22 protein-coding genes and 3 pseudogenes are annotated in these 26,612 nt (G+C 67.8%); 14 read left to right on the forward strand and 11 right to left on the reverse strand.

What is annotated here, in order from left to right:
- Positions 1–609: pseudogene (locus ACHFFZ_RS11760) on the reverse strand (glucose-6-phosphate dehydrogenase); the annotation flags it as partial.
- Between the two features lie 90 nt (positions 610–699).
- A complete protein-coding gene (gene tal / locus ACHFFZ_RS11765; protein ID WP_394276803.1) occupies positions 700–1,815 on the reverse strand; it encodes a transaldolase in 1,116 nt (371 codons plus the stop codon).
- A gap of 142 nt (positions 1,816–1,957) precedes the next feature.
- Here tal and ACHFFZ_RS11770 point away from each other — a divergent pair, with 142 nt between their 5' ends.
- Complete coding sequence (locus tag ACHFFZ_RS11770; RefSeq protein ID WP_394276804.1) at positions 1,958–2,998, forward strand: heme o synthase; 1,041 nt, start codon at positions 1,958–1,960, stop codon at positions 2,996–2,998.
- 75 nt (positions 2,999–3,073) lie between these two features.
- Positions 3,074–3,820: an SDR family oxidoreductase gene (locus ACHFFZ_RS11775; RefSeq protein ID WP_394276805.1), complete on the forward strand. Its 747-nt coding sequence runs from the start codon at positions 3,074–3,076 to the stop codon at positions 3,818–3,820.
- Between the two features lie 12 nt (positions 3,821–3,832).
- On the opposite strand, the gene ACHFFZ_RS11780 is transcribed toward ACHFFZ_RS11775, so the two are convergent.
- The 4 genes from ACHFFZ_RS11780 to thrC are packed head-to-tail and all read right to left on the reverse strand — an operon-like array spanning position 3,833 to position 7,731.
- The gene (locus ACHFFZ_RS11780) at positions 3,833–4,741 is read right to left on the reverse strand and encodes a heme A synthase (protein ID WP_394276806.1); all 909 of its coding nucleotides are present in this window, start codon (positions 4,739–4,741) and stop codon (positions 3,833–3,835) included.
- Positions 4,729–5,514: an ABC transporter permease gene (locus ACHFFZ_RS11785; protein WP_394276807.1), complete on the reverse strand. Its 786-nt coding sequence runs from the start codon at positions 5,512–5,514 to the stop codon at positions 4,729–4,731. The genes ACHFFZ_RS11780 and ACHFFZ_RS11785 overlap by 13 nt, the downstream gene beginning before the upstream one ends.
- Positions 5,511–6,275 carry an ABC transporter ATP-binding protein gene (locus tag ACHFFZ_RS11790; protein WP_394276808.1) on the reverse strand — a complete coding sequence of 255 codons (765 nt, stop codon included), beginning with the start codon at positions 6,273–6,275 and terminating at the stop codon, positions 5,511–5,513. The genes ACHFFZ_RS11785 and ACHFFZ_RS11790 overlap by 4 nt, the downstream gene beginning before the upstream one ends.
- Before the next feature lie 16 nt (positions 6,276–6,291).
- Positions 6,292–7,731 carry a threonine synthase gene (gene thrC / locus ACHFFZ_RS11795; protein ID WP_394276809.1) on the reverse strand — a complete coding sequence of 480 codons (1,440 nt, stop codon included), beginning with the start codon at positions 7,729–7,731 and terminating at the stop codon, positions 6,292–6,294.
- Between the two features lie 162 nt (positions 7,732–7,893).
- On the opposite strand from thrC, the gene ACHFFZ_RS11800 reads away from it, so the two are divergent.
- Positions 7,894–8,274, forward strand: a complete 381-nt coding sequence (locus ACHFFZ_RS11800) for a hypothetical protein (protein WP_394276810.1) — start codon at positions 7,894–7,896, stop codon at positions 8,272–8,274.
- A complete protein-coding gene (locus ACHFFZ_RS11805) occupies positions 8,274–8,843 on the forward strand; it encodes a hypothetical protein (protein ID WP_394276811.1) in 570 nt (189 codons plus the stop codon). The genes ACHFFZ_RS11800 and ACHFFZ_RS11805 overlap by 1 nt, the downstream gene beginning before the upstream one ends.
- A gap of 32 nt (positions 8,844–8,875) precedes the next feature.
- Here the strand turns inward: ACHFFZ_RS11805 and ACHFFZ_RS11810 are convergent, their stop codons facing one another.
- The 3 genes from ACHFFZ_RS11810 to ACHFFZ_RS11820 all read right to left on the reverse strand — a co-directional run bounded on the left by ACHFFZ_RS11810 (position 8,876) and on the right by ACHFFZ_RS11820 (position 12,659).
- Positions 8,876–9,733 (reverse strand): sugar ABC transporter permease, encoded by an 858-nt coding sequence (locus ACHFFZ_RS11810; protein ID WP_394276821.1) that lies wholly within the window; start codon positions 9,731–9,733, stop codon positions 8,876–8,878.
- 104 nt (positions 9,734–9,837) lie between these two features.
- Entirely contained in the window at positions 9,838–11,439 is a 1,602-nt protein-coding gene (locus ACHFFZ_RS11815) for an ABC transporter permease subunit (protein ID WP_394276812.1), read from the reverse strand.
- Positions 11,440–11,543: 104 nt separating this feature from the next.
- The gene (locus ACHFFZ_RS11820) at positions 11,544–12,659 is read right to left on the reverse strand and encodes an extracellular solute-binding protein (protein ID WP_394276822.1); all 1,116 of its coding nucleotides are present in this window, start codon (positions 12,657–12,659) and stop codon (positions 11,544–11,546) included.
- A 471-nt stretch (positions 12,660–13,130) separates the two neighbouring features.
- On the opposite strand from ACHFFZ_RS11820, the gene ACHFFZ_RS11825 reads away from it, so the two are divergent.
- The 10 genes and pseudogenes from ACHFFZ_RS11825 to ACHFFZ_RS11870 all read left to right on the forward strand — a co-directional run bounded on the left by ACHFFZ_RS11825 (position 13,131) and on the right by ACHFFZ_RS11870 (position 24,541).
- A complete protein-coding gene (locus tag ACHFFZ_RS11825) occupies positions 13,131–13,889 on the forward strand; it encodes a helix-turn-helix transcriptional regulator (protein WP_394276813.1) in 759 nt (252 codons plus the stop codon).
- Positions 13,876–15,330: a Fe-S cluster assembly protein SufB gene (gene sufB / locus ACHFFZ_RS11830; RefSeq protein WP_394276814.1), complete on the forward strand. Its 1,455-nt coding sequence runs from the start codon at positions 13,876–13,878 to the stop codon at positions 15,328–15,330. Before ACHFFZ_RS11825 ends, sufB begins: the two co-directional genes overlap by 14 nt.
- A gap of 99 nt (positions 15,331–15,429) precedes the next feature.
- Positions 15,430–16,659, forward strand: coding sequence for a Fe-S cluster assembly protein SufD (gene sufD / locus ACHFFZ_RS11835; RefSeq protein ID WP_394276823.1), 1,230 nt, complete (start codon positions 15,430–15,432; stop codon positions 16,657–16,659).
- A gap of 71 nt (positions 16,660–16,730) precedes the next feature.
- Positions 16,731–17,504, forward strand: a complete 774-nt coding sequence (sufC, locus tag ACHFFZ_RS11840; protein WP_394276815.1) for a Fe-S cluster assembly ATPase SufC — start codon at positions 16,731–16,733, stop codon at positions 17,502–17,504.
- A gap of 74 nt (positions 17,505–17,578) precedes the next feature.
- Positions 17,579–18,808, forward strand: a pseudogene (locus ACHFFZ_RS11845) (cysteine desulfurase); the annotation flags it as partial.
- A 157-nt stretch (positions 18,809–18,965) separates the two neighbouring features.
- Positions 18,966–19,424, forward strand: a complete 459-nt coding sequence (gene sufU / locus ACHFFZ_RS11850; protein ID WP_394276816.1) for a Fe-S cluster assembly sulfur transfer protein SufU — start codon at positions 18,966–18,968, stop codon at positions 19,422–19,424.
- Between the two features lie 122 nt (positions 19,425–19,546).
- Positions 19,547–19,897, forward strand: a complete 351-nt coding sequence (locus ACHFFZ_RS11855) for a metal-sulfur cluster assembly factor (protein ID WP_394276824.1) — start codon at positions 19,547–19,549, stop codon at positions 19,895–19,897.
- A gap of 326 nt (positions 19,898–20,223) precedes the next feature.
- Positions 20,224–21,822, forward strand: coding sequence for an ABC-F family ATP-binding cassette domain-containing protein (locus tag ACHFFZ_RS11860; RefSeq protein ID WP_394276817.1), 1,599 nt, complete (start codon positions 20,224–20,226; stop codon positions 21,820–21,822).
- 97 nt (positions 21,823–21,919) lie between these two features.
- Positions 21,920–22,678 carry a helix-turn-helix domain-containing protein gene (locus tag ACHFFZ_RS11865; RefSeq protein WP_394276818.1) on the forward strand — a complete coding sequence of 253 codons (759 nt, stop codon included), beginning with the start codon at positions 21,920–21,922 and terminating at the stop codon, positions 22,676–22,678.
- A 3-nt stretch (positions 22,679–22,681) separates the two neighbouring features.
- Positions 22,682–24,541, forward strand: coding sequence for an ABC transporter ATP-binding protein (locus ACHFFZ_RS11870; RefSeq protein WP_394276819.1), 1,860 nt, complete (start codon positions 22,682–22,684; stop codon positions 24,539–24,541).
- 231 nt (positions 24,542–24,772) lie between these two features.
- Here the strand turns inward: ACHFFZ_RS11870 and ACHFFZ_RS11875 are convergent, their stop codons facing one another.
- On the reverse strand, positions 24,773–25,075 hold the full coding sequence (locus ACHFFZ_RS11875; RefSeq protein ID WP_394276820.1) for a hypothetical protein: 303 nt from the start codon (positions 25,073–25,075) through the stop codon (positions 24,773–24,775).
- A 385-nt stretch (positions 25,076–25,460) separates the two neighbouring features.
- Positions 25,461–26,480: pseudogene (locus ACHFFZ_RS11880) on the reverse strand (IS3 family transposase); the annotation flags it as partial.
- Positions 26,481–26,612 lie beyond the last annotated feature (132 nt).

A 26,612-nucleotide genomic window follows, 5' to 3' on the forward strand; every position in this document is an offset into this window, starting at 1 on the left:
GTAGTGGTCGATGCGGAAGATCGACTCGGCCGGGAAGACGCTGCCCAGCACGTCGTTGAGCTCGCGGGCACTCTCGAGGTCGTGGCCGAAGGGCTTCTCGATGATCACCCGGCTCCAGGAGCCATTGCGGGCCTCGGCCAGGCCGTGGCGTCGCAGCTTGCCCACCACCGAGTCGAAGCTGCCCGGGGGGATCGAGAGGTAGAAGGCGTGGTTGCCGCCGGTGCCCTCGCTCTCGCGCAGGTCGGCCAGGGTCTGCTTGAGCCCGGCGAAGCCCTCGTCGCCGGAGAAGTCGCCCTTCACGAAGCGGATGCCGCGGCGCAGTTGCTCCCAGACCTCGGTGCGGAAGGGGGTGCGGGCGTGCTGCTTGACCGCCTCGAGCACCACTTCGGAGAAGGAGTCGTCGTCCCAGTCGCGCCGGGCATAGCCGACCAGCGCGAAACCGGGCGGCAGCAGGCCGCGATTGGCCAGGTCGTAGACGGCCGGCAACAGCTTCTTGCCGGCGAGGTCTCCGGTGACGCCGAAGATCACCAGGGCGCAGGGGCCGGCGATGCGGGGAAGGCGCCGGTCGCGTGGGTCGCGGAGGGGATTGATGCGTTCGTCGTCGCGCACGGGGGCTCCTGTCGGGTCTGTGTGGAGTGGGGACACAGGACGGCCCGGACCGGCACCGCCTGCCGGCCCGGGCCGTCGAGGTGAAGCTGGTCAGGCCTTTGCGGCCTCCACTGCTGCCCCTACGGTACCCACAAGCTCCTCCCAGGAGGTCACGAACTTGAACACGCCCTCCTCCTCGAGCTGGGTGACCACGTCATCCATGTCGATCCCGACCGATGCCAGGGCCCCCATGGTCTCGACGGCCTCGTCGATGGCCTCGGTGATGGTGTCACCATCCGTCTCGCCGTGGTCGGCGAAGGCTTCCATGGTCTTCTCGGGCATTGTGTTGACGCAGTCCTCGGCCACCAGGCCGGAGACGTACATGGTGTCGGGATGGGCGGGGTCCTTGACGCCGGTGGAGGCCCACAGCGGACGCTGTGGGTGCGCCCCGCGCAGCTTGAGGCGACCCCAGCGCTCGGAGGTCATCACCTCGAGCCAGGCGGCGTAGGCGATGCGGGCATTGGCCAGCGCGGCCCGTCCCTTGAGCGCGCGGGCCTCATCGGTGCCGATCTCGTCGAGGCGCTTGTCCACCTCGGAGTCGACCCGGGAGACGAAGAAGCTGGCCACCGAGTGGATCTCGTCGATGTCCAGGCCGGCCTCCAGGGCATCCTCGAGGCCCGACATCCAGGCGTCCATCACGTCGCGGTAGCGCTCGATGGAGAAGATCAGGGTCACGTTGACGCTGATGCCCTGGCCGATCACGCGACGGATGGCCTCCAGCCCCGGGACGGTGGCCGGGATCTTGACCAGCACATTGGAGCGGTCGACCTTCTCGAAGAGCTCCACGGCCTGCTCGACGGTGGCCTCGGCATCCATCGCCAGGTCGGGGGCCACCTCGATCGAGACCCGGCCATCGACCCCGTCGGTCTCTTCGTTGAGGTCGCTGAACAGGTCGCACGCATCGGCCACGTCGGTGGTGGTGAGCTCCCGGATGGCGTCCTCGGCGTCGAGTTCGGGATTGGCGGCGACGAGCTCGGCGAGCTGCTCGGCATAGGACTCGCTGTCGCCCAGGGCGGTGGCGAAGATGCTGGGATTGGTGGTGACACCGGTGACCGACTTCTGCTCGATCATCTCGGCCAGGCTTCCGCTGGTCAGCCGGCTGCGGGAGAGGTCGTCCAGCCAGATGGACACGCCGGCCTCGGCCAGCTTCTCGAGTCGCTCGTTCACGCTTCCTCCTGGAAACTCGTGGGGATCATTGCGCCACCCTCGACGCTAGTCGGCCCGCGGTGTGCGGCCAACAGGTGGACGCGTGTTGCCTGCCTTGGCACGAAATCGGTTTTGGGCCGAAGTCGACGTAGACTCTGCCGAGTTGACCCCGCCCGTCTGGGCCGGGGCGGGCAAGCTGGCCGTCGCCGCGCCCGGGGGAGGAATGAGTTTCGTGACCACGCACCACACCGCCGATCGGCGCACCTTCGGCGACGGCGCGACCAGCGACCCGGCACTCGACAGCGCGGATCGCCCGGCCACCACCGGTGACGTGGTCAAGGCCTATGTGGCCCTGACCAAGCCCCGCATCATCGAGCTGCTGCTCACCACCACGCTGCCGGTGATGTTCCTGGCTGCCAGGGGCGTGCCCCACTTGGGCGTGGCCTTCTGGACGATGATGGGCGGCATGCTCAGCGCGGGCAGCGCCAATGCCTTCAACTGCATCCTGGACGCCGACATCGACGAGAAGATGCGCCGCACGCGCCGCCGGCCGATGCCCCGCCACCAAGTGTCAACCCGCAATGCCTGGATCTTTGCGATCGTCCTGGCGATCGTCTCGACGCTGGTACTCGGCCTGGGAGCGAACTGGCTCTCGGCGGGACTGGCGCTGGCGGCCAACGCCTTCTACGTCTTCGTCTACACGCTCTGGCTGAAGCGCCGCACCAGCCAGAACATCGTGTGGGGTGGCATCGCCGGCTGCTTCCCGCCCCTGATCGGCTGGACCGCGATCACCGGCCGGGTCGACTGGGAACCGCTGATCCTTTTCCTGGTGGTCTTCTTCTGGACCCCGCCCCACACCTGGGCCATGGCCTTCCGTTACCGCGAGGACTATGCCGCGGCCGAGGTGCCGATGCTGCCCGTGGTGATGGATGCCGTGGGGGTGGCCCGTCGCATCATGGCCTACACGATTGCCACAGTGGCCACCACGCTGGCGCTGTGGCCGGTGGCGCACACCGGTTGGCTCTACCCGGCGGTGGCGGCCGCCTCGGGTGCCTGGTTCATCTGGGAGGCCTGGCAGTTGCTGGCACGTGCCAAGCAGGGCAAGCGTGACTCGGAGCTCAAGGCGATGCGCCTGTTCCACTTCTCCAACAGCTACATTGCGGTCCTCTTCCTGGCTATCGCGATCGACCCGCTGATCTTCTGATCCACCTGATCTTCTGACCCCGTGGCGTCGTCGGCCGCCTGCCGGAGGTACTTGTCCACGGGAGAGGAGGACAGCATGTATGCAGCACTCGTCACGGGGGTGGGGCGTCGCCGGGGGATTGGGGCCGCCATTGCCCGCAGGCTGGCCCACGATGGCTGGAACCTCGCCCTGGGCTACCACGCTGACTACGACCGGCGCGTGATGCGTGAGGATTCCGACGTAGAACTGCTCGCGGAGGAGTTGCGTTCCCGGGGCGTCGAGGTCGCCCTGCTCCCAGGAGACCTGGCAGAGCCGGAGGTGCCTGCAAGACTGGTCGAGCGGGCCGAGGCAGAACTGGGAGTGCTGTCAGCCCTGGTGATGAGCCACTGCGAGAGCGTGGACTCGGACTACTTCAGCACCACCGTCGAGAGCTTCGACCGGCACTACGCCGTGAACGTTCGGGCACCGTGGCTTCTCACCCGCGCTTTTGCCGCGCAGGTCGGCCCCGACGGCGGCTCCGTGGTGGCGCTGACCAGTGACCACGTGGCCTTCAACCTGCCCTATGGCGTCACCAAGGGGGCACTGGACCGGCTCGTCATCGCCGGGGCCACCGAGCTGGCCCAGCGAGGGGTGCGCTGCAATGTCGTCAACCCCGGGCCGATCGACACCGGCTGGATGGACGCCGAGACCCGGAGGAAACTCAGCGCCATGACGCCCGGTGGGCAGCTGGGAAGTCCCCAGACTGCTGCCAACCTCGTGGCGTGGTTGCTCTCCGAACAGGGACGCTGGATCAATGGCCAGCGCCTGTACAGCGACGGCGGTTTCAACCCCTCCAGGGGGTGAGCGGCGGGGCAGTCAGGCCGGCAGGCCGCTGCGGGTGCCGTAGTAGAGCCAGCTCGCCGCCGTGGTCACCAGGCCGATGCCGAGCATGTGGCAGATCACCAGACCCAGTGGGAGGCCGTTGAAGTACTGGGCGTAGCCGATGGCACCCTGCAGCAGCTCGGCGGCCAGCAGCCAGGCCACCATGTTGCGAAGGCGCACGTTCTGGGTCCTGACGGCCAGCGCCAGCAGGCCGATGGTGAAGCCGACGACGGCCCAGATGGTCCAGGCGTGGGCCTTGGCCATGGTCTCGATGTCCAGGTTGTTACGTGCCACGCCGTTGTCGCCGGAATGGGGTCCGGCCCCGGTGACCACGGTGCCGAGCCACAGGCCGAACATCAGCAGCCAGAAGGTGATCACGACCAGACGTCGGTGCAACGGCTCCACCACGACCGGATTCCCGTCACCGCTGAGCTGCACCAGCTTCACGCACCAGGCGATCAGCATCACCGACAGCAGCAGGTGGAGTGCCACCACCCACGGGTTCAGGTGGGTGAGCACGGTGATGCCGCCGATCACGCCCTGGAAGGGAATGCCGAGCAGGATGAGCAGCGCGAGCGTGCGCTCGCGCTGCGGTGCGCCGGAACGGATGGCCGTGACGAAGGTGGCGATGGCGATGGCCAGCAGCACGAAGGTGAGGGTGCGGTTGCCGAACTCTACATAGGAGTGCCAGCCGAGCGCGGGGTGGGCGGTGTAGCTGTCCTCGCTGCACTTGGGCCAGGTGTCACAGCCCAGGCCGGAGCCGGTCAGCCGCACCACCGCGCCGGTGACGATGATGCCGATGTTGGCCACCAGGTTGGCGATCGTCCAGCGGCGCAGGGCCGTGCGGGTGCCGAAGGGCCCACCTTTCTCGGCAACGGGTGAACTGGGGGCTAGGACGTCCATCGGAAGGCCTTTCGCGCGATGAGGTGGGCCATGACGGCCCAGATGACCAGGACCAGGAGGGAGTACCAGGTGACGCCGCCGGTGGTCCAGTGCCGCAGCACCTCACCGAGTGCCCCTGTCGGGAGCGAGGCGATCACCGGCTGCAGGGCGTGGGGGAAGGAACTGACCGGCCACATGATGCCGCCGGCCACCAGGCCCACGAGGTAGAAGATGTTGGCGAAGGCCAAGGTGGCCTCGGCCCGCAACAGCCCGGCCATCGCGAGTGCCAGGTTGGCGAAGACGAACATGGCCAGCGGCACCGAGACGAGCATGATCGGCCACTGCCACGGTGAGGGGTGGATGTGCCAGCCCAGCGCCTGGGCGACGGCGCCGAGCAGCAGGAACTGGCCCGTGGCGATCATGGCGATGCCGACGGCCTTGCCGGCGAGCAGCCCGCCGTGGCCCAAGGGGGTGGCTGAGAGCCGCTCCAGCACGCCGTAGCGGCGCTCGAAGGCCGTAGCGATCGCCAGCGAGGTGAAGCAGGAGCTCCACACGGCCAGGGCCATCACATTCGGGGCGATGTGCTCCGCGGTGATGCCATAGCGCCCCCGGGCGAAGTGCCCGAACAAGAGTAGCCCCAGCGGGATCAGCAGGGCGACCATCAGCTGTTCCCCATTGCGCAGGATCAGCTTCGCCTCGGTGAGGGCATGGTTGAGCACCATCCGGGAAGGCTGTGCGGGGGCGCTGCCCGGGGTGAAGTCCAGGGCGGTCTCCAAGGGCTTGTCGGTGATCATCGGCGTCTCCTCCGTCCGCGACCCTCGGGCGTCCCGACGCGTGCGGTGGTGTTGAGCAGGAAGACATCCTCGAGGGGAGCCTCCCGGGTGAGTTCGGTGACGGTCCCGCTGACCACGACCCTTCCCTGGTCCACCATCCAGACATGGTCGGCCAGCCGTGCAGCCTCGTCCATCGCGTGGGTGGTGAGCAGTACGGCGACGCCGTGGTCGCGCAGGGTGCGGATCACCTGCCAGGTGTGCCGGCGCACGTGCGGGTCCATGCCGGCGGTGGGCTCGTCGAGGAAGACCAGGTCGGGCCGGCCCACCAGCGCACCAGCAAGGTTGACGCTCTGCTGCTGCCCGCCCGAGAGGCGACGGTAGGGGGTGCGGCGGAAGTCGTTGATGCCCAGCAGCTCGATCAGCTCGTCGACGGGCTGCGGGTTGGCATAGAGCCCCGCGAGGTAGTGCAGCAGCTCCTCGGCGCCGATCCCGCTCCACGCACCGGTCGACTGCGGCATCAGCCCGATGCGGGAGGCAGCCTCGGGGCTTCCGGCGGCATGGCCAAGCACCCGGATCTGACCAGCTTCGGGGGCCACCAAACCGGTACAGCAGCGGATCATCGTCGTCTTGCCGGCCCCATTGGGCCCGAGGACGGCGGTGATCTGACCGCGCGCGGCCCGCAGGCTCAGGCCCTGCAGTGCCTGGGTGTGACCGAAGGAGACGACGACATCACTCAGTTCGAGCGCAGGCCTCTCCCCGGCAGTGTCTTGGCTTTGGATCACCGCTGCAGTCTAGACCTCAGCCCTCGGCCAGCCGGTCGACGATGAGTTCCTTGAGGGCGCTCACGTCCTTGGGCAGCTCGACGACGTGGCGCGGCAGCTCCATGATGCCGGAGAAGGCGGCCGGCATCTCCGGTTCGCGGCCCAGCGCCTCGGTGATGGTGGCAGAGAACTTCACCGGCAGGGCCGTCTCCAGGACGATGACGGGAGCCTCGAGGCTTCCTGCCCCCAGCGCGCGGCGGGCCACCGTCACCCCGTCGGCGGTGTGCGGGTCGACGACCACCTGGTCGTCCTCCCAGACCTCGCGGATGGTGGCGACTCGGTCGGCATGGGTCGAGGAGCCGGACAGGAAACCGAAGTCCTCGGCCAGCGACTGGAACTCGGGCGTGCCCGACAGGTCGAAGGAGCCCTCGCGTACCAGCTCCTCGGCGAAGAGCTGGTGGGTGCGCTCGGCGTCGCGGCCCAGCAGGTCGAAGACGAAGCGCTCGAAGTTGCTGGCCTTGCTGATGTCCATGCTCGGGCTGGAGGTCTCGTGGGTCTCGGCGGAGGTGCGCACCCGGTAGACGCCGGTGCGGAAGAATTCGTCGAGCACATTGTTCTCGTTGGTGGCCAGCACGAGGCGGTCGATCGGCAGCCCCATCTGGCGCGCGACGTGGCCGGCGCAGATGTTGCCGAAGTTGCCGCTGGGGACGCAGAAACTGACGCGCTGGTCGTCGCGCTCGCTCACCTGGACCCAGGCGGCGACGTAGTAGACCACCTGGGCCACCAGGCGCGCCCAGTTGATCGAGTTCACGGCCCCGATCGAGTGCTTGGTCTTGAAGGCGAGGTCATTGCTGACGGCCTTGACGAGGTCCTGGCAGTCGTCGAAGACGCCGTCGACGGCAATGTTGACGATCGACGGGTCGTCCAGGCTGAACATCTGGGCCTGCTGGAAGGGGGTCATGCGCCCGGCGGGGGTGAGCATGAAGACCCGCACGTGCTCGCGGCCCCGCATCGCGTACTCGGCAGCCGATCCAGTGTCGCCGCTGGTGGCGCCCAGGATGTTCAGCTCGCGGCCGCGACGGCCGAGCTCGTACTCGAAGAGCTGGCCCAGCAGCTGCATCGCCATGTCCTTGAAGGCGGCGGTGGGGCCATTGGACAGGTGGGTGATCCACAGCCCGTCGCCCAGCTGGCTGACCGGCACGACCTCCTCGGTGCCGAAGACCTCGCGGTTCCAGGCGCGCTCGCAGATGCCGCGCAGGTCGTCGGCGGGGATGTCGTCGATGAACTCCGACAGGAGCGTGAAGCCCAGGCCGGCATAGCCGTCGCGGTGCCATACCTGGTGCAGCTCTCCCAGACGGTCGCCGATCTGCGGGTAGCTCTCGGGCAGGTAGAGGCCACCGTCGGGGGCCAGGCCCTCGAGCAGGATCTCGCAGAAGGGACGCGACGTGGACGTGGACCGGGTGGAGATGTAGCGCACGCGCCAACCCTAGCTGCGCGGCGTCGTCGGGCTGGGGACATCCCAGAGCGTGGGTGACGACGCATGAAGCAACGGGAGGCCGGCAGGCAAGGCCCGGGTGACCAATCGTGTGAATGTCAACCAGGGGTTGACATGACTGGGGTTGGCGGGGAGGGTGGTCACATGAACCCGATGCAGACCTCCGTGGCCGTCATGGCCGTCCTCACCGTCCTGTTCTGCCGGCCCTTCCAGGGGCAGCTCTCCCTCACGGCCGTGCTGGTGGCCCTCGTCGCAGCCCTCGCCCTCGTGCTGGGCGCCTGGTGCGCCCCGGCGACGGGCAGGCCATTCGCCCTCTCCGGCGACGCGGCCTGGCGTCGCGCCAAGAATGTCCAGCTGGTGGTGGGGGCAGTGGTCGCCTACGCCGCGCTGCTGCTGTTCACCGACATGCCGGGAATGGCCGCCATCTGGGGGATCTTCGCCGCCCTGGGCGCAGGCGCCCTGATGCCCGGTGCCTCGCCGACGCAGTCCGCGGAGGACCCCACGACGGGTGGCAGACTGGACTGATGGATTCACTCGACGCCATCGCGCAGGCCCTGGACCGGCTCTCACAGGCCGAACAGGAGCTGCACGACAGCGTCCGTCGGGCGCGCTCCCAGGGACGTACCTGGCAGGAGGTGGCCGACGTGCTCGGCGTGACCCGTCAGGCCGCCTTCAAGCGTTTCGGTCACCCGACCGACCCCGAGACCGGCGATGCCCTGGAGATCGTCCCCCCTGTCGACCTCCCCTCCCTCACCCGCGAGGCGGCGGCTGACCTCGGCGCCGGTGACTTCGGGCGCCTGCGCTCCCGGATGACCCAGGCCTGTTCCCGCCAGCTCACCGCCCGCGTGGTGTCGAGCGTCTGGAGCGATGTGCTCGGCAGCTACGGAGATCCGGTAGCCATCGGCAGTGTGGGCTGCCATGGCCCGGCGGGGGAGCGCCTGCCCGAAGGGCCGGTGCGGGCTCCCGCCGTGGGGCGGGCAGAACTGGTGCACGAGCACGGCGAGCTGGTGCTCAAGGTGCAGGTGAACCGCAACGGGCGGATCACCGGTCTGGTGATCCGCCCGTCCTCGGCGCCGGAGGCGTGGCCCCTGTGAAGTGGCCCCTGTGAGGCCCCAGGGGGTGATGGCTACTTCACCGCACCGGCCGTCAGGCCGCTGACGATGTACTTCTGCAGCCACAGGAAGAGCACCATCACGGGGATGGCGGCCAGCACGGCTCCGGCGGAGAAGATCGGCCAGTAGGTGTTGTTCTCCGTCGAGACGTACTGGTACAGGCCGATGGCCAGGGTGGACTTCGACGAGTCATTGCCCAGCACCACCGAGGCGATCACGAACTCGGTGAAGGTGCCGTTGAAGCTCAGCAGCGCCACCACGGCGAGGATCGGTGCCACCAGGCGCAGGATGATGGTGAAGAAGATGCGCGCGTGGCCGGCGCCGTCCACGCGGGCCGCCTCGTCGAGCGAGGCGGGGACCGTGTTGAAGAAGCCGTACATCAGGTAGGTGTTCGTGCCCAGGGCGCCACCCAGGTAGACCAGGATCAGTGCCAGGCGGGAGCCGACGCCGATCTGGGGGAAGACATCGCCCAGGTTGGTGAGCAGCAGGAAGATCGCCACCACGGTGAGCAGGGCCGGGAACATCTGCACCAGCAACAGCGCCATCAGGCCGGGGCGGCGGCCCTTGAAGCGCATCCGGCTGAAGGCATACGCGGCGCAGGCGCCGATCAGCACGGTGCCGATGGCCGAGACCGCCGCGATGACGATGGTGTTGACGTACCACTTCATGTACGGACGGCTGGTGTCGGCCAGCAGCTTGCGGTAGTTGTCCAGACTGACGGCGTCGAAGAGCTTGTTCGAGCCGGTCAGGGTGCCGGACGGGTTCAGCGAGGCCGACAGGACGTAGACCAGCGGGAAGGCGGAGAAGACGACGGCGAGCAGCCCGATGACGTGGCGCCAGCCGATCACCGCCATCCACTTGCCGAAGCCCATCTTGGGCTGGGGCGGCAGTGTGATGTGGCTGCCGTCGTGGGCCTGCAGGGTGCGTCCGACCTCGGCCGGTCCGTCGACGCGCGAGTTCTCGAGTGGGGTGGACATCAGTTCAGGTTCTCCAGGGTCTTGGTCTGGCGGAAGGCGAGGTAGGAGATCCCGCCGATCAGGAAGAAGATGATGATGCTGAAGGCGCTGGCCAGGCCGTAGTCATGGTTGCCTCCGGCGAAGCCGGCCACCTTGAAGACCATCGAGATCAGCAGGTCGGTGTGGCCTGCGGTCAGCGAGGTGCCCTGGAACTGCGGGCCGCCATTGGTGAGCAGGAAGATCAGCACGAAGTTGTTGAAGTTGAAGGCGAAGGAGCTGATCAGCAGCGGCGCCAGGGGCACCATCAGCAGCGGCAGCTTGATCTGGCGGAAGGTCTGCCAGGGGCTCGCGCCGTCCATCCGGGCCGCCTCGAGGACGTCGTCGGGGATGGACTGCAGGGCGCCGGTGGCCACCAGGAACATGTAGGGGAAGCCCAGCCACAGGTTCACCAGCAGCACGGACACCTTGGCCCAGACCGGGTCGGTCAGCCACGGGATGCGGGCCCCGCTGAGCAGCACCTCATTGATGAAACCGAACTCCTGGTTGAACAGGCCCGCCCAGACCAGTGCCGACAGGAAGCCGGGGAAGGCATAGGGCAGGATCATCGCGACGCGGTAGACCTTCTGGCCACGCATCCGGGGCTCGTTGAACATGATCGCCAGGAACAGGCCCAGGGCGAAGGTGGTGGCGACGCTGAGGAAGGCGAAGGCGAAGGTCCAGGCCGTCACCTTGAGGAAGGGCCCGCGGATGTCGGGATTGGTGAAGGCACGCGTGAAGTTCTCGAAGCCGACGCCCACCTTCCAGCCCGGTTCGATGCGCTGGCCGTCGGCGCTGACGAAGGAGCCCTTGCCGGAGTCGGAGTAGACGGTGCCCTTGGCGTCGGTGAAGGTGTCCTTGGCCTGGTCATAGCTGAGCGTCGACTTGTACTCGAAGGCCCTGGTGCCGGTGGTGGTGCGGATGAAGCCCGAGTTCGGGTCCTCGTCCATCTTGGCCTTGAAGGCCCCGATCTCCTTGGAGCGCTGGGTGATGTCGGAGAAGCTCAGCACCTGGTAGCCGGGGGCCTCCTTGATGCCGCCGATGCTGGTGACCTGCACGCCCTCGACGGGGGCCAGCACGCCGCCGTCCGGGGCGGCCTTGACTTGCTTGGTGGCCGGGTCGACCACCAGCAGCTCGAGCTTGCCGTCCTTGAGGGCCACGGCCGAGGTGTAGGTGGGCGAGTCGGGCACGCGGGCGGTGTTGTTGGCCTGGATCGCGCTGATCGCGTCCGATTTCGACGAGTTGTGACCGTCGCCGTAGTTGGTGAAGGAGATGTAGACCGTGTAGAGGATCACGCCGATCGAGAAGATCGACAGGAAGACCAGGCCCGGGAAGAGGTACTTGGCCGGCAGGAAGCGGTTGGGGGGCAGGTAGATGCCGTTGAGCAGGACCAGCAGCACGACGATGGCTGCGAGGATCCACCAGGCCGAAGCCCCGACGGCGGTGATCGCACCCAGGACCAGGAAGGCGTCGAGGATGCCGAGCACGGCGATCTTGATGATCCAGGGCAGCGGCCCGGACGAGTAGGTGGCCTGGGCCTTGGAGACCGCGGTCTCGCGGTCGGCCGGTGAGAGTGTGGCGTTCATGGTCCTTCGCTGGTTCTGGTGGTGGGTGCCCGGAAGTGCCGGAGGGCTTCGGGGCCGACGGCTGGTCAGCCCCGAAGCCCTCCGGGTTCAGTCAAGCGACGAGGTCACTTGATCTTGCTGTTGAGCGTGGTGACCATCTTCTCCCACACCTGGCCGGGGTTGGAGGCCTTCTGGCCGATGATCTGCGCCTGGGCGGTGCCCCAGTCGGTCCACACGCCGCTCATGGCGGGGATGTTGGGCATCGGGACACCCATGGCGCTCACGGCACCGAAGGCGGCGACGTCGGCATCGGCCTTGGCGGCCTCGTAGGCCTCCTTGTTGGCGGGGGCGCGCAGGCCGGCCTTGTAGAGGTCGGTCTGCACCTGGGCGGAACCGATGTAGTCGTTCAGGAAGGTCTGGACGGCCACCGAGTTCTGGGTCTTGGCGCTCATCACGAAGCCCTGGACGGTCACGAAGGCCTGGGCGTCCTGGTCGCCGGCCTTCGGGATGGCGTCGACGGCGTACTTGATGCCGGCCTTCTTGGCATCGGCCAGGTTCCAGGGGCCGCTGAGGAAGTAGGGGGCCTTGCCGGCGAAGAACTGGGCCTTGGCGATGTCCTGGGTCATGTTCAGGTTCAGCACCTTGGCCTTGCCCTGATCGGCCAGCCACTGGGCGAACTGCGCACCCTTGTCGCCGCCCATGGCGACCTTGCTGGCGTCGAAGCCCTTGTCGCCCAGCTCGAAGATCGGGGCGCCGAAGGAGGTCTGGAAGGGGTACAGGTGGAAGGGATCGGAGGTCTTGGGATCCAGGCCCACCAGGAAGGGGTACTTGGCCTTGCCGCCGGCGACGATCTTCTTGCCCTCGGCGATCATCTCGTCGAAGGTGGCCGGGGTCTTCTCGGGGGCCAGCGCGGTGTTGCGCAGGATGGCGATCGACTCGGTGGAGTAGGGCAGGCCGTAGACCTGGCCGCCGTAGGTGAAGGCCTGGACGGAGACGTCCTCGAAGGCGGAGGCATCGCCCAGCTCGATGGGGGCGACGACGCCGTTCTGCACCAGTCGGCCGGTGGCGTCGTGCGGCATGATCGAGGCGTCGGGGCCCTTGCCGGTGGGCACCTGGGTGACGAAGTCGTCAGCCAGCTTGCCGAAGTCCTTGACGACGAGCTTGATGCTGACGCCGGTGTCGGCCTTGAACTTGGCGGCCAGCGGCTTGAGGACGGGCTCGCGGTTGGAGTCGGTCCACACCGTGATGCTGCCGGCATTGGCGGGCGCGGAGCCGCCGGCTGCCGGGGTGCTGGTGGTGGTCGTCGTGGTGGTGGAGGTGGCGGTGGTCTCGCCGCCGCCACAGGCGGTCAGGGCGGTGGCGCCCACGGCGACGCCGGCCATGCCGATGAAGCCGCGGCGGCCAAGGATGTAGCTCATTGTCGTGCCTTCCTTTCGTGCCGGGCCTGGGCCTTCGTCGTCCAGGCGTCCCGCACACGGTTGACGCCATGCGGCACCGCTGCCGCACGCTGGAGACATCTTATCAGGGTCACTTGATGGTTCAAATGACAGGAGGGCCCCGATCGCCCACATTCTCCTGAAGATCTTCTGAAGCGACCGGATGGTGGGCGATTGAGGGTCGAATCGTGGACCAGGCCCGACTTAGGCAAGGCTTGCTTGTGGGAAGCGGCGCAATTAGGTAAACAAGATGTTGTGAAAACCGACGAGACAGCCGTGCGCCCGCCGCAGACGGGTGTCTTCGAGGCGGACGAAGACGACACGACCCGTGACCGCGTCGTGCGCTCCATTCTGGAACAGGGCCCCAGTACCGCCGTGGAACTCGGCGAACGCCTGATGCTGACCCCCGCCGCCATCCGCCGCCACCTGGCCGTGCTGGTGGAGCAGGGTCACATCGAGGCCCGCGAGCAGCGAGTCTACGGGGTCCGCGGACGGGGGCGCCCCGCCAAGGTCTTCGCGCTCACCGACGCGGGTCGGCGCAACTTCTACCAGGCCTATGACGAACTGGCCCTGCAGGCACTGCGCCAGCTGGTGCGTGCTGCCGGACCCACCGCCGTGAGCGCCCTGGCCGAACAGCGCGTCGCCGACGTCGAGGCCGCCTACCACCGCATCCGCGCCGAGAATCCGGAGGCTCCCGCACCCGAGGTGCTCGCACAGGCCCTGAACACCGACGGCTACGTCGCCAGCGTGCGGCCCACCGAGATCGCCGGGCACGGCGTCGTGGGCGAGCAGCTGTGCCAGCACCACTGCCCGGTCGCGCACGTGGCCCAGGAGTTCCCGCAGCTGTGCGAGGCCGAGACCCAACTCTTCAGCCGACTGCTGGGCAGTCACGTCCAGCGGCTGGCCACCATCGCCCACGGGGACGGAATTTGTACGACCCACATTCCGTTCCTCGACAGGGAGGGGTCGCGCCCGAAGGGTGAGGACCCGAACCAGCACGAAGCATCCAATCGAAAGGCCAATGACAATGACTGACCTGCAGAACAAGCCGGTCGTCCCGGGCACCGGGGCCTCGCAGGACGAGCACCTGGACGCCCTGGGCAACTACCGCTTCGGCTGGCATGACGCCGACACCGCCGGTGCCTCCGCACAGCGTGGCCTCAACGAGGGCGTCGTGCGCAACATCTCCGAGCTCAAGAGCGAACCCGAGTGGATGCTGGAACGGCGCCTCAAGGGCCTCAAGCTCTTCGAACGCAAGCCGATGCCCACCTGGGGTGCCGACCTGTCGGAGATCGACTTCGAGAACATCAAGTACTTCGTGCGCTCCACCGAGCGGCAGGCCCAGAGCTGGGAGGACCTGCCCGAGGACATCAAGAACACCTACGACAAGCTGGGCATCCCGGAGGCCGAGAAGGCCCGCCTGGTGGCCGGCGTGGCCGCCCAGTACGAGTCCGAGGTGGTCTACCACAAGATCAACGAGGAGCTGGAGCGCCAGGGCGTCGTCTTCCTCGACACCGACACCGCACTCAAGGAGCACCCCGAGCTCTTCGAGGAGTACTTCGGGACCGTCATCCCCACCGGTGACAACAAGTTCTCGGCCCTGAACACGGCCGTCTGGTCGGGCGGCTCCTTCATCTACGTCCCCAAGGGCGTCCACGTGGAGATCCCGCTGCAGGCCTACTTCCGCATCAACACCGAGAACATGGGCCAGTTCGAGCGCACGCTGATCATCGCCGACGAGGGCTCCTACGTGCACTACGTCGAGGGCTGCACCGCGCCGATCTACAAGTCCGACTCGCTGCACTCGGCCGTGGTCGAGATCGTGGTCAAGAAGAACGCCCGCGTTCGCTACACCACCATCCAGAACTGGTCGAACAACGTCTTCAACCTGGTCACCAAGCGCGCCACCTGCGAGGAGGGCGCCACGATGGAGTGGATCGACGGCAACATCGGCTCCAAGGTGACCATGAAGTACCCGGCCGTCTATCTGATGGGCGAGCACGCCAAGGGTGAGACCCTCTCGATCGCCTTCGCGGGCGAGGGCCAGCACCAGGACGCGGGCTCCAAGATGGTGCACTGCGCTCCCCACACCTCCAGCTCGATCATCTCCAAGTCGGTGGCCCGTGGCGGCGGCCGCTCCAGCTACCGCGGCCTGGTCGAGGTGCAGGAGGGTGCCTCGCACTCGGCCTCCAGCGTCAAGTGCGACGCCCTGCTGGTGGACCAGATCTCGCGCTCGGACACCTATCCCTACGTGGACGTGCGCGAGGACGACGTGTCGATGGCCCACGAGGCCACCGTCTCCAAGGTCTCCGATGACCAGCTGTTCTACCTGATGCAGCGCGGTCTCGAGGAGGACGAGGCGATGGCGATGATCGTGCGTGGCTTCGTCGAGCCCATCGCGCGTGAGCTGCCGATGGAGTACGCCCTCGAGCTCAACCGCCTCATCGAGCTCCAGATGGAGGGCGCCGTCGGCTGATGCCGACGCCCTCCGACCACTCGAGAGCCTGCACGGCTCAACCAGCACAGAGCGCAACCAGCACAGAGCGCAACCAGCACAAAGGAAGCACACGTGAGCATGCCCGAAGCGGACACCCGTCCGGACGGATCCGACCCCACCACCGGTGACGACGGCCGCGAGGTCACCACGCCCGAGGCCGTCACCCCGGCCGTCGCCGCCGCGATCGAGACCGTCGCCAGTCACCTGCACCCCACGCCCTCGTGGGACCTCGACGACCACCCCGAACCCCAGGGGCGCGAGGAGGTCTGGCGTTTCACCCCGATGAAGCGCGTCGCGCCGCTGCTGGGCGTCGGCGCGACCAGCGACAACCTCGACTGGAAGGTGGAGCTGCCCGAGGGTGCCACCCTGCAGCAGATCGGCAAGGACGAGGCCCGTGAGCTCGCCGTCGAGGCGCCGCTGGACCGCCTCAGCGCCCTGGCGGCGGCCAATGCCGCCTACGGCGTGCGGATCGATGTCCCGGCCGAGACCGAGCTGACCAGCCCGATCGTGCTCACCGGCACCGGCCAGGGAGGCACGGTCAGCGAGCACACCGTGGTGACCATCGGCAACTTCGCCAAGGCAACCCTGGTGATGCGCTTCGAGGGCAGCGCCAACTTCGCCGAGAAGCTGGACCTGCGCGTCGGCGATGGCGCCCAGGTGACCCTGGTCACCCTGCAGGACTGGGCCGACGGCGCCGTCCACGGCGGCCAGCGTTCCGTGCTGGTCGGCCGCGATGCCCACGTGCGCCTGATCACCGCCTCTTTGGGTGGCGACCTGGTGCGCCTGCAGGAGGACGTGCGCTATGCCGGCCCCGGCGGCCAGCTCGAGCAGTACGGCCTGTACTTCGTCGACGCCGGGCAGCACGTCCAGCACCGCATCTTCGTCGACCACAACGCACCGCGCACCAAGTCGAACGTCGACTACCGCGGGGCGCTGCAGGGCGAGGGTGCGCACTCGGTGTGGATCGGTGACGTGCTGATCCGCAAGGTTGCCGAGGGCATCGAGACCTACGAGGCCAACAAGAACCTCGTGCTCACCGACGGCTGCAAGGCCGACAGCGTGCCCAACCTGGAGATCGAGACCGGCGAGATCGCCGATGCCGGCCACTCCTCGACCACGGGTCGCTTCGACGACAACCAGCTCTTCTACCTGATGAGCCGCGGCGTCTCCGAGCGCGATGCCCGACGCCTGGTCGTCCAGGGCTTCTTCGTCGAGATCATCCGCCGCGTCGGGATCCCCGAGATCGAGCAGCGCCTGATGGAGACCGTCGAGAAGGAACTCGCCTTCATCGACACCGTCCAGGCCTGAGCCACACCCACCACACAGACTGCGGCCCCGGGCCCGACGCCCCGACCGCCCAAGAACTACGGAGAACCACAATGTCGAAGCTGGAAATCATCGACCTGCACGTGGACGTCGAGACCGAGACCGGCCCCAAGCCGATCCTCAAGGGCGTCAACCTGACCATCAATGACGGCGAGGTGCACGCCATCATGGGCCCGAACGGCTCGGGCAAGTCCACCCTGGCCTACTCGATCGCCGGGCACCCCAAGTACACGATCACCTCGGGCCAGGTGCTGCTCGACGGCCAGGACCTGACCGAGATGAGCGTCGACGAGCGTGCCCGCGCCGGCCTCTTCCTGGCCATGCAGTACCCCGTGGAGGTGCCCGGCGTCAGCGTCGCCAACTTCCTGCGCACCGCCAAGACCGCCATCGACGGCCAGGCCCCCAAGGTCCGCACCTGGGTCAAGGACGTCAACGCCGCGCTCGAGAAGATGCAGCTGGACAAGGAGTTCAGCTCCCGCTCGGTCAACGAGGGCTTCTCCGGTGGCGAGAAGAAGCGCCACGAGATCGCCCAGCTCGAGCTGCTGAACCCGAAGGTCGCCGTGCTCGACGAGACCGATTCGGGCCTCGACATCGACGCGCTGCGCGTGGTGAGCGACGGCATCTCCCGCTTCAGCGCCCAGGGCGATCGCGGCGTGCTGCTGATCACCCACTACACCCGCATCCTGCGCTACGTGAACCCCACCCACGTGCACGTCTTCGTCGACGGCCGCATGGTCGCCGAGGGTGGCAAGGAGCTGGCCGAGAGCCTCGAGGTCGAGGGCTACGAGAAGTACATCAAGCAGGCCCAGGCCGACGCGCAGGCCTGACCCGGCACTCACCAGCCGACCGGTGGGGCCGTCGTCCGGCGGCCCCACCACCCCCAGCCAGAAGGAGGACACTCGTGAACCTTGACCTCACGAGGATCCGAGGCGACTTCCCGATCCTCTCCCGCACCGTGGGGGAGCATCCGCTGGTCTACCTCGACAGCGCCAACACCTCGCAGAAGCCGCAGCAGGTGGTCGATGCGATCAGCAACCACTACCTGCAGCACAATGCCAACGTGGCCCGGGCCATGCACATGCTCGGCGGCGAGGCCACCGGTGCCTTCGAGGGTGCGAGGGCCCGCATCGCCGACTTCATCGGTGCCGCCAGCGCCGACGAGGTGGTCTTCACCAAGAACGCCTCCGAGGCCCTGAACCTGGCCGCCAACACCCTGGGTGCCCGGCTCCAGCCGGGCGACGAGGTGCTGGTCAGCGTCATGGAGCACCACTCCAACATCGTCCCCTGGCAGCTGGTCTGCGAGCGCACCGGTGCGACCCTGCGCTGGTTCGACGTCACCGAGGAGGGGCGTCTTGATCTTGAGGCGGCCGAGCGCAACGGGCTGGTGAACGAGCGGACCAAGATCGTCTCGCTCACCTGGATCAGCAATGTGCTGGGCACCGTCAATCCGATCGCCACCATTGCCGAGCAGGCGCACGCCGTCGGTGCCCTGGTCGTGGTCGACGGCTCGCAGGGGGTTCCGCAGCGCGCCACCGACGTCACCGAGCTGGGCTGCGACGTGCTGGTCTTCACCGGCCACAAGATCTGCGGACCCACCGGGGTCGGCATCCTGTGGGGGCGCGGCGAACTCCTGGAGAGCCTGCCGCCCTTCCTGGGGGGCGGCGAGATGATCGAGGTGGTGCGGATGGAGGGCTCCACCTTCGCCCCGCCGCCGCACCGCTTCGAGGCCGGCACGCCGCCGATCGTCCAGGCCGTCGGCCTGGCAGCCGCGATCGACTACGTGGCCGCGCTCGGCATGGATGCCATCGCCGAGCACGAGCAGCAGGTCACCAGCCACATGCTGCAGCGCCTGGGGGCCATCGAGGGCCTTCGCATCCTGGGGCCCACCGAGGCGGTCGAGCGTGGGGGAGCGGTCTCCTTCACCCTCGACCAGGTGCATCCGCACGACATCATGCAGATGCTCGACAGCAAGGGCATCGCGGTGCGCGGCGGCCACCACTGCGCGCGTCCGCTGCACGAGCGACTGGGCATCCAGTCCTCGGTGCGTGCCTCCGGCTACCTCTACACGACGCTGGAGGAGGTCGACGCCCTGGCCGATGCGCTGGAGTGGACCCGCGACTTCTTCGCCGGCCGTTTCGCCGCGGCCACCGGCAGCAGCATCCGTCGTCGCCGCGAGGAGCGTCGCAAGAACTTCGACCGCAGCGAGACGGTGGAGCACGACGCGTCCGTCGAGGCGAACACGAAGACCTCTGAGGAGCAGCGGTGAGTGTCGAACGGAGAGAGCGGCCATGAGTGTCGAGCAGATGTACCAGGAGATCATCCTGGACCACTACCGGGAGAAGCTGAACTCCGGCCTGCGCGAGCCCTTCGGGGCAGAGGTTCACCACGTGAACCCGTCCTGTGGAGACGAGATCACCCTGCGCGTGGAGCTCGACGGCGACCGCATCGCCGATGTCAGTTACCACGCCGAGGGGTGCTCCATCTCCCAGGCCTCCACCAGCGTGATGAGCGAGCTGCTCATCGACCGCCCCATCGACGATGCCATGGCCCTGCACGACGAGTTCCTCGAGATGATGCAGAGCCAGGGCAAGGCCGAGCCGGACGAGGACCGGCTTGAGGACGGGATCGCCTTCGTCGGCGTCTCCCAGTTCCCGGCCCGCGTCAAGTGCGCCATGCTCGGCTGGTCGGCCGCCCGTGACGCCGTCCTGCGCGCGCAGTCGGGCCCGGCCCAGGGGGCAGAGCAGTGACCACGAACGTCAATCCCACCGAAGAAGGAGGACCCGTGTCCACCACCGAGACGCCCCAGGAGCCTGTGGCGCAGCCGGAGCAGCCTGTCACCGGGCAGCCGGCCGAGCCCCGCCCGTCCGACCTGGTCAAGGACGAGCTTCCCAGCACCACCCCGTCGGCCTCGCTGCCCACCGTGGAGGACCTCGAGGAGGCCATGCGTGACGTGGTCGACCCCGAGCTGATGGTCAACGTCGTCGACCTCGGCCTGGTCTACGGCATCCACATCGACGAGCAGGCCAACTGCACGATCGACATGACGCTGACCAGTCCCACCTGTCCGCTCACCGACCGCATCGAGTACGACACTCAGAGCGTCCTCGAGGGCCTCGTGAACAAGGTGACGATCAACTGGGTCTGGCTGCCGCCGTGGTCGCTGGAGATGATCAGCGACGACGGCCGCGAGCAGCTGCGCTCGATCGGCTTCAACGTCTGATTCGAGCCGTCGAGATCTTGACCAACCACAGGGCCCGGACGCCGATGGGAAACCATGGGCGGCCGGGCCTTCGTGATCCTTGGTGAACATGCCGCTCGGCCTCGGCTGTCGAGAGTGACCAACGGCGGGCCGGAACCTCCCCCACAGGGGTTCCCGCCCGCCGCTGGCGTACTGGCCGCGCCGAGGGGTGGCCGGAAAGGTGCACAGGCCATCGAGATGGCCCTGAATTCCTTTCCTGCACGAGATTCTGCCTGAAACTGTGAATTTGCGCAGGACTGTCCACCGATGGTTTTCGTACTCGGGCCGTGAGCTGGAAGAATCGGCAGGTGCTTCAAGTCAAGGATCTCGAGGTGCGCGCTGGCGCACGACTGCTCGTCTCTCCCATCTCCTTCCAGGTGATCCCCGGTGACCGGATCGGCCTGGTGGGACGCAATGGTGCCGGGAAGACCACGCTCACCCGGATCCTGGCCGGCGAGGGCATGCCGGCCGGCGGTGAGGTGACCCGGGGCGGCCAGCTCGGCTACCTGCCGCAGGACCCGCGCGACGGCGACCTGCACACCATTGCGCGCGACCGGATCCTGTCCGCTCGTGGCCTGGACCGTTCCATGGTCAGGATGCGCGAGCTCGAAGAGAAGATGAGCACCGCCACGGGCGCCGAGCGTGAGGCTGCCATGGCCGCGTACAGCAAGGCCGAGGCGCAGTTCGTCGCGGCCGGCGGCTACGGCGCCGAGAGCGAGGCGCACCGGATTGCCTCCAACCTGTCGCTGCCCGACCGCGTGCTCGCCGAGCCGCTGCAGAACCTGTCCGGTGGTCAGCGCCGCCGCATCGAGCTGGCCCGCATCCTGTTCTCCGGTGCCGACACCCTGCTGCTCGACGAGCCCACCAACCACCTGGACGCCGACTCGATCACCTGGCTGCGCGACTTCCTCAAGACCTATCCCGGCGCGCTGTTGATGATCAGCCACGACACCGGCCTGCTGGAGGCGACGGTCAACAAGGTCTACCACCTGGACGCGAACCGGGCGGAGATCGACATCTACTCGATGGGGTGGAAGCTCTACCTCAAGCAGCGCGAGACCGACGAGAAGCGTCGCCGTCGCGAGCGCGCCAATGCCGAGAAGAAGGCCTCCCAGCTGCTGTTGCAGGCCGACAAGCTGGGGGCGAAGGCCACCAAGGCCGCGGCCGCGCACAACATGCAGCGCCGTGCAGAGCGGATGCTGTCCGGACTGGAGGCCGAGCGCGATGCCGACAAGGTGGCGCGCATCCGCTTCCCGGAGCCTGCCCCGGTGGGCAAGGTGCCGCTGATGGCCGAGGGCCTGAGCAAGTCCTATGGCTCGTTGGAGGTCTTCACCGGCGTCGACCTGGCCATCGACAAGGGCTCGAAGGTGGTCATCCTCGGCCTCAACGGTGCCGGCAAGACCACGATGCTGCGCATCCTCGCGGGCGTGGAGGAGTCCGACACGGGCCGGTTGATCCCGGGCCACGGCCTCAAGATCGGTTACTTCGCCCAGGAGCACGACCTGATCGACCTGTCGAGTTCGGTGCTGGAGAACATGGTGGCCAGTGCCCCCAACATGAATGCCACCGAGTGCCGCAAGGTGCTGGGCAGCTTCCTGTTCACCGGCGATGACGTGGAGAAGCCGGCCCGGGTGCTCTCCGGTGGTGAGAAGACCCGTCTGGCCCTGGCGATGCTGGTGGTCAGCTCGGCCAATGTGCTGCTGCTCGACGAGCCCACCAACAACCTTGACCCGGCCAGCCGCGAGGAGGTGCTGGCGGCGATCGCCACCTACACGGGCGCGATCGTGCTGGTCACGCACGACCCGGGGGCGGTCGATGCCCTGGACCCGGACCGGGTGCTGCTGCTGCCCGACGGGGACGAGGACCTGTGGAGCGCCGACTACTCCGATCTGGTGCACCTGGCCTGAGGGCTGCGTCTTCCTCCGGTCGGGATGTCGTGGTTCACTTTGATCTTGGTCCTCCATCCGGCGGGGGTGGGGGCATCCTTCGACGAGAGGTTTCGCGATGGCAGCACAGCAGGTCTCCCGACCCCTTCCGGCCGGTGCGCGGATCACCGGGGAACTGCGCGCGCAACTGCGCGACGAGGTGGGGCAGCGCTATGCCGCCGGCGAGGCGATCCGTTCGATGGCCGAGGACCTGGGCCGCTCCTACGGTTGGGTGCAGGGACTGTTGAAGGAGGCCGGCGTGACCCTTCGCGGCCGCGGCGGCGCCACCCGTGGCGCGGCCGGTGCCGCCCGGGCCAAGGTGGCGGGCGGTGGGGCGCGTCCTGCCCGGGCCAAGGCCAGCGCTGCTGCACCAGCCACGCCGGCGGCTGGGCAGGAGGTCGCTCCGGCCAAGCCCAGCAAGACAGCGCCTTCGGCCGAGCAGACGAAGCCCGCCAGGAGCAGCAAGACCTCTGCCAAGGTCAAGGCTCCGGCCGGGACGACGGTTGCCGACGAGCAGGTGGCCAAGAAGGTGGAGAAGTCGACCAAAGCCAAGAAGCAGGTGGACGAGGCCACCGCCAAGGCCGACAAGGCTGACAAGGCCAAGAAGGTGGAGAAGTCGACCAAGGCCAAGCAGGACGACAAGGCCAAGAAGGACGACAAGGACGAGAAGGACAAGAAGACCAAGAAGCAGAAGGCAGTCAAGCCCGCCAAGGAGGCCGCGGCAGACGCCAAGAAGTCCAAGGTCAAGTTGGACAAGGCCAAGAAGGACAAGGGTGACGCCAAGAAGGACAAGCCCAAGAAGTCCAAGAAGGACAAGAAGGACCGGAGCACGAAGTAGACGATGAGTGGCATGGGCGGCCCCGGCGGCCGAATGATGGGTGGCCTGCGCAAGGACCCGGTGGTGAAGGACCACGACCTGGCGCCCGGCACGGTGCGCCGTGTCATGGGCTACGGCGCCCCCTACAAGGGGCTCTTGCTGGTCTTCCTGCTCACCGTGGTCCTCGGCGCCGTGGTCGCGGTGGCCCCGCCCCTGATCTTCAAGCGGATCGTCGACGACGGCGTCCTGCAGGGCAACCGGGGTGTGGTCGTCGAGCTCTCCCTGGTGGTGGCCGCGCTGGCCGTCGCGGAGGCGATCCTCGGCGTGGTGCAGCGCTGGTGCTCGGCACGCGTCGGCGAGGGACTGATCTACGACCTGCGCACCTCGGTCTTCGACCACGTCAGCTCGATGCCGCTGGCCTTCTTCAGCCGCACCCACACCGGCAAGCTGGTCAGCCGCCTGCAATCCGACGTGCTCGGGGCCCAGCGCGCCTTCACCACGACCCTGTCGAGCGTACTGAGCAATGTCATCTCGCTGGTCCTGGTGCTGGTGGCGATGATCTCGCTGAGCTGGCAGCTCACCCTGGCCGCGCTGGTGCTGCTGCCCGTCTTCATCATCCCGGCACGCATCATCGGCGGCCGGCTCGCCGGGCTCACCCGCGACTCGATGCAGCTCAATGCCGACATGTCCGCGATGATGACCGAACGCTTCACCGTCTCGGGAGCCCTGCTGGTCAAGCTCTTCGGACGTCCGCAGCAGGAGCACGACCTGTTCGCGGGCACCGCCGGCCAGCTGCGCGAGGTCGGGGTCACCACCGCAATGGTCGGGCGCATCTTCATGACCGCCCTCACCCTGGTGGCGGCCCTGGCCACGGCGCTGGTCTACGGCGTCGGCGGCCTGATGGCGATCGGCGGCAACCTGACCGTCGGCACCCTGACAGCCCTGGCCGGGCTGCTGGCGCGCCTCTACGGGCCGCTGGTGCAGCTCACCAATGTGCGGGTCGACGTGATGACGGCCCTGGTCAGCTTCGAGCGCGTCTTCGAGGTGCTCGACCTGGAGCCGCTGATCAAGGACGCCCCGGGGGCGCGTGCCTCCTCCGGTATCGCCTCGATCGACTTCGACCACGTCGACTTCACCTATCCTGACCCCGAGAGCTTCTCGCTCACCTCGCTGGAGCCGGTCACGCCGGGCAAGGAACAGCAGAACCGGCAGGTGCTCGACGACGTGAGCTTCCACGTCGCCCCGGGCCAGACGGTCGCACTGGTCGGCACCTCAGGCGCCGGCAAGACCACCATCACCAACCTGCTCACCCGCCTCTACGACGTCACCGGGGGTGCCGTGCGGATCGGCGGCGACGACGTGCGCGAACTGACCATGGCGAGCCTGCAGGAGATGGTCGGCTACGTCACCCAGGACGCCCACATGTTCCACGACACGATCCGCAAGAACCTCGCCTACGGCGCGCCGGGGGCCAGCGAGGAGCAGATGCGCAGCGCCCTGCAGGCGGCGCAGATCTGGCACCTGGTGGAGCGGCTCCCCGACGGGCTCGACACGATGGTGGGGGAGCGCGGCTACCGGCTGTCGGGCGGTGAGCGCCAGCGTTTCGCGATCGCGCGGCTGCTGCTCAAGGCCCCGCCGATCGTGGTGCTCGACGAGGCCACGGCGCACCTGGACTCCGAGAGCGAGGTGGCGGTGCAGCATGCACTCGATGCCGCGATGGCCGATCGCACCTCGGTGGTGATCGCGCATCGTCTTTCGACGGTGCGGGCAGCCGATCAGATCCTGGTGCTCGACGCCGGCCGCATCATCGAGCGCGGCACCCATTCGGAGCTGCTGGCCGCCGGTGGCGCCTACGCGGAGCTGCACCACTCCCAGTTCGACTGAGTGCTCGTCGGGACTTCGCCAAGAGCGCTGGTTCGGTGCAGACGGACGTCGCCAAAGGTGCTTGTGAGCCGACGTCATGGAGCTACCTCTTGAAGTCCTGGTCCTCGGTCCTGCGCCGGGTGTCCATGTATCTACGAGGACCAAAACGAGGCCGGTCTCCTCGACGGAGACATGACCGAATACAGCAAGGAGCTCGAACCCGTCGAACACGAGCACGCACAGTCGGAACGGTCACGGTTCACGCGCCCGCCCCAGGACCCACTGTGACGCCCAGAACCGTGCCACTTGCGGCCCTGTGCGGATGGCTTCCGTCAAGGTCTTGCGCGAGATCAGCGGCATCCAACGGAAATCGAGCTCGATGTGGGCCCGTTCGGCCTTCAGCGGGTCGAGGTGGTGTTCGGCGCACCAGCGCAGGTAGATGCGCAGGTCGGACTCGGTGTGGGAGCGGGTGAGGCCCTTGTATCGGGCGAGGTGTGTGGCGACGGCCCGCACGAGCGGGTCGGTGGAGTCGAACAGTGGGATGGGGATGCTCATCGGTGTGCCCGCTTGTCTCGTGTGGTCCGGCGGGAGCAACGGGTGGTCTCTGCTGGGGTTGGCTATTGGGGTCGTTCGCTTGTGCGGGGCCTGGGGTTATTGCCGTAGGGGAGATGGTTGGGGCGCGGGGGCAGCTCACCCAGGATGGTTGCTCGCATGATCCAGCCCACGGGCTGTCCGTCCTGAGCGGCTGGTTGCCAGTCCTCGTCCCAGGGCTTCATGACGCGGATGGGCGTGAGGCTCAAGGGCTCGGGTCGGAGGTGGTTCTCACCTGTTGCTCGGGCTTCCCAGAGGTCATCGACATGCACGCGGATGTGCCAGCTGTCTGGTGGCCGATTGTGGTGGCCGGCGCTCAGGGTGAAGCGCCCCAGGTTCTCTGCCGCTCCTATACGGGTTGGGGCTCTCGGGTGAGCGCTTCGTAATGGGCGGCCTCGTAGGCCATGGGTGGCACGTTACCAATGCTGGAGTGCAGCCGGCGGGAGTTGTACCAGTCGACCCAGCCGGCGGTGGCGTACTCGACGTCGGACATGGTCTTGTACGGCCCGTCGTGGAAGATCCTGGTCCGGATGCATTCGGCCTTGTAGAGCCCGTTTGCGGTTTCCATCAAGGCGTTGTCATAGGCATCCCCGACGGTCCCGATCGACGGGCGGATGTCTTCCAGGGCGAGGTGCTCGGTGAGCGTGACCGACGTGTACTGGCTGCCCGCATCCGAGTGGTGGATCAACTGTCCCACCTCGACGGGGTGGCCTTCCCGGGCCCGTTGCCAGATCGCCATCCGCAGCGGTGTCATGACCAGGTCCACGTGCTTGCTGGTCTGGGCATGCCACGCGATGATCCGTTGGGAGAACACGTCCACGATGAACGCGACATAGACCCACCCAGACCAGGTCCGCACATAGGTGAAATCAGTCACCCAGCACCGGTTCGGTGCCGCCGCGGTGAAGTCCCGGTTGAGCAGGTCACCAGCCCGCACACCATCCTTGGCGGGGATGGTCGTGCGAATACCCTTGTCACGCCGAACCCCCTGCAGGCCGAAGCCGCGCATGGCCCGGTCCACCGACCCCGGCGACACGCCAGGATTGCGCAGGTGGTTGCGCACCGCGACGAGCATCTTGCGCCGGCCATAGAGGCCCTCGGGGTTCATCACCTTGCGTCGGGTCTGGTCCGGCAACTCGTCGTAGCGCCACACGATCTCGAAGACCGCGTCGGCGACCTGCGCGTCCGAGACGCTGCGCGCGCTGGGCTGGGTGCTGCGCCAGGCCCGGTAGGTTCGTGCGGCGACCTGGCAGCCCTGCGCGCGCAGGACCCGACAGATCGACTCGACCGCATGCCCCTGGCCACGCTGGGCGTCGATGAAGTCGTGGATCATCGGTTGCGGGGGTCGAGTTCCCCCGCGAAGAAAGGCTTGATATGTAGGTGATCCTGACCCCGGTGGAACAGCGCGGCGACGCGGCGGTGACGATGGTGGTGTCGTCGAGCGGCTGGGGGCCGGTCATGGATGGGTTCGTGCCGAAGCTGGTTTTCGTGGAGGGGCAGC

It is taken from the genome of Luteococcus sp., assembly GCF_043424415.1.
Lineage (GTDB): Bacteria > Actinomycetota > Actinomycetes > Propionibacteriales > Propionibacteriaceae > Luteococcus.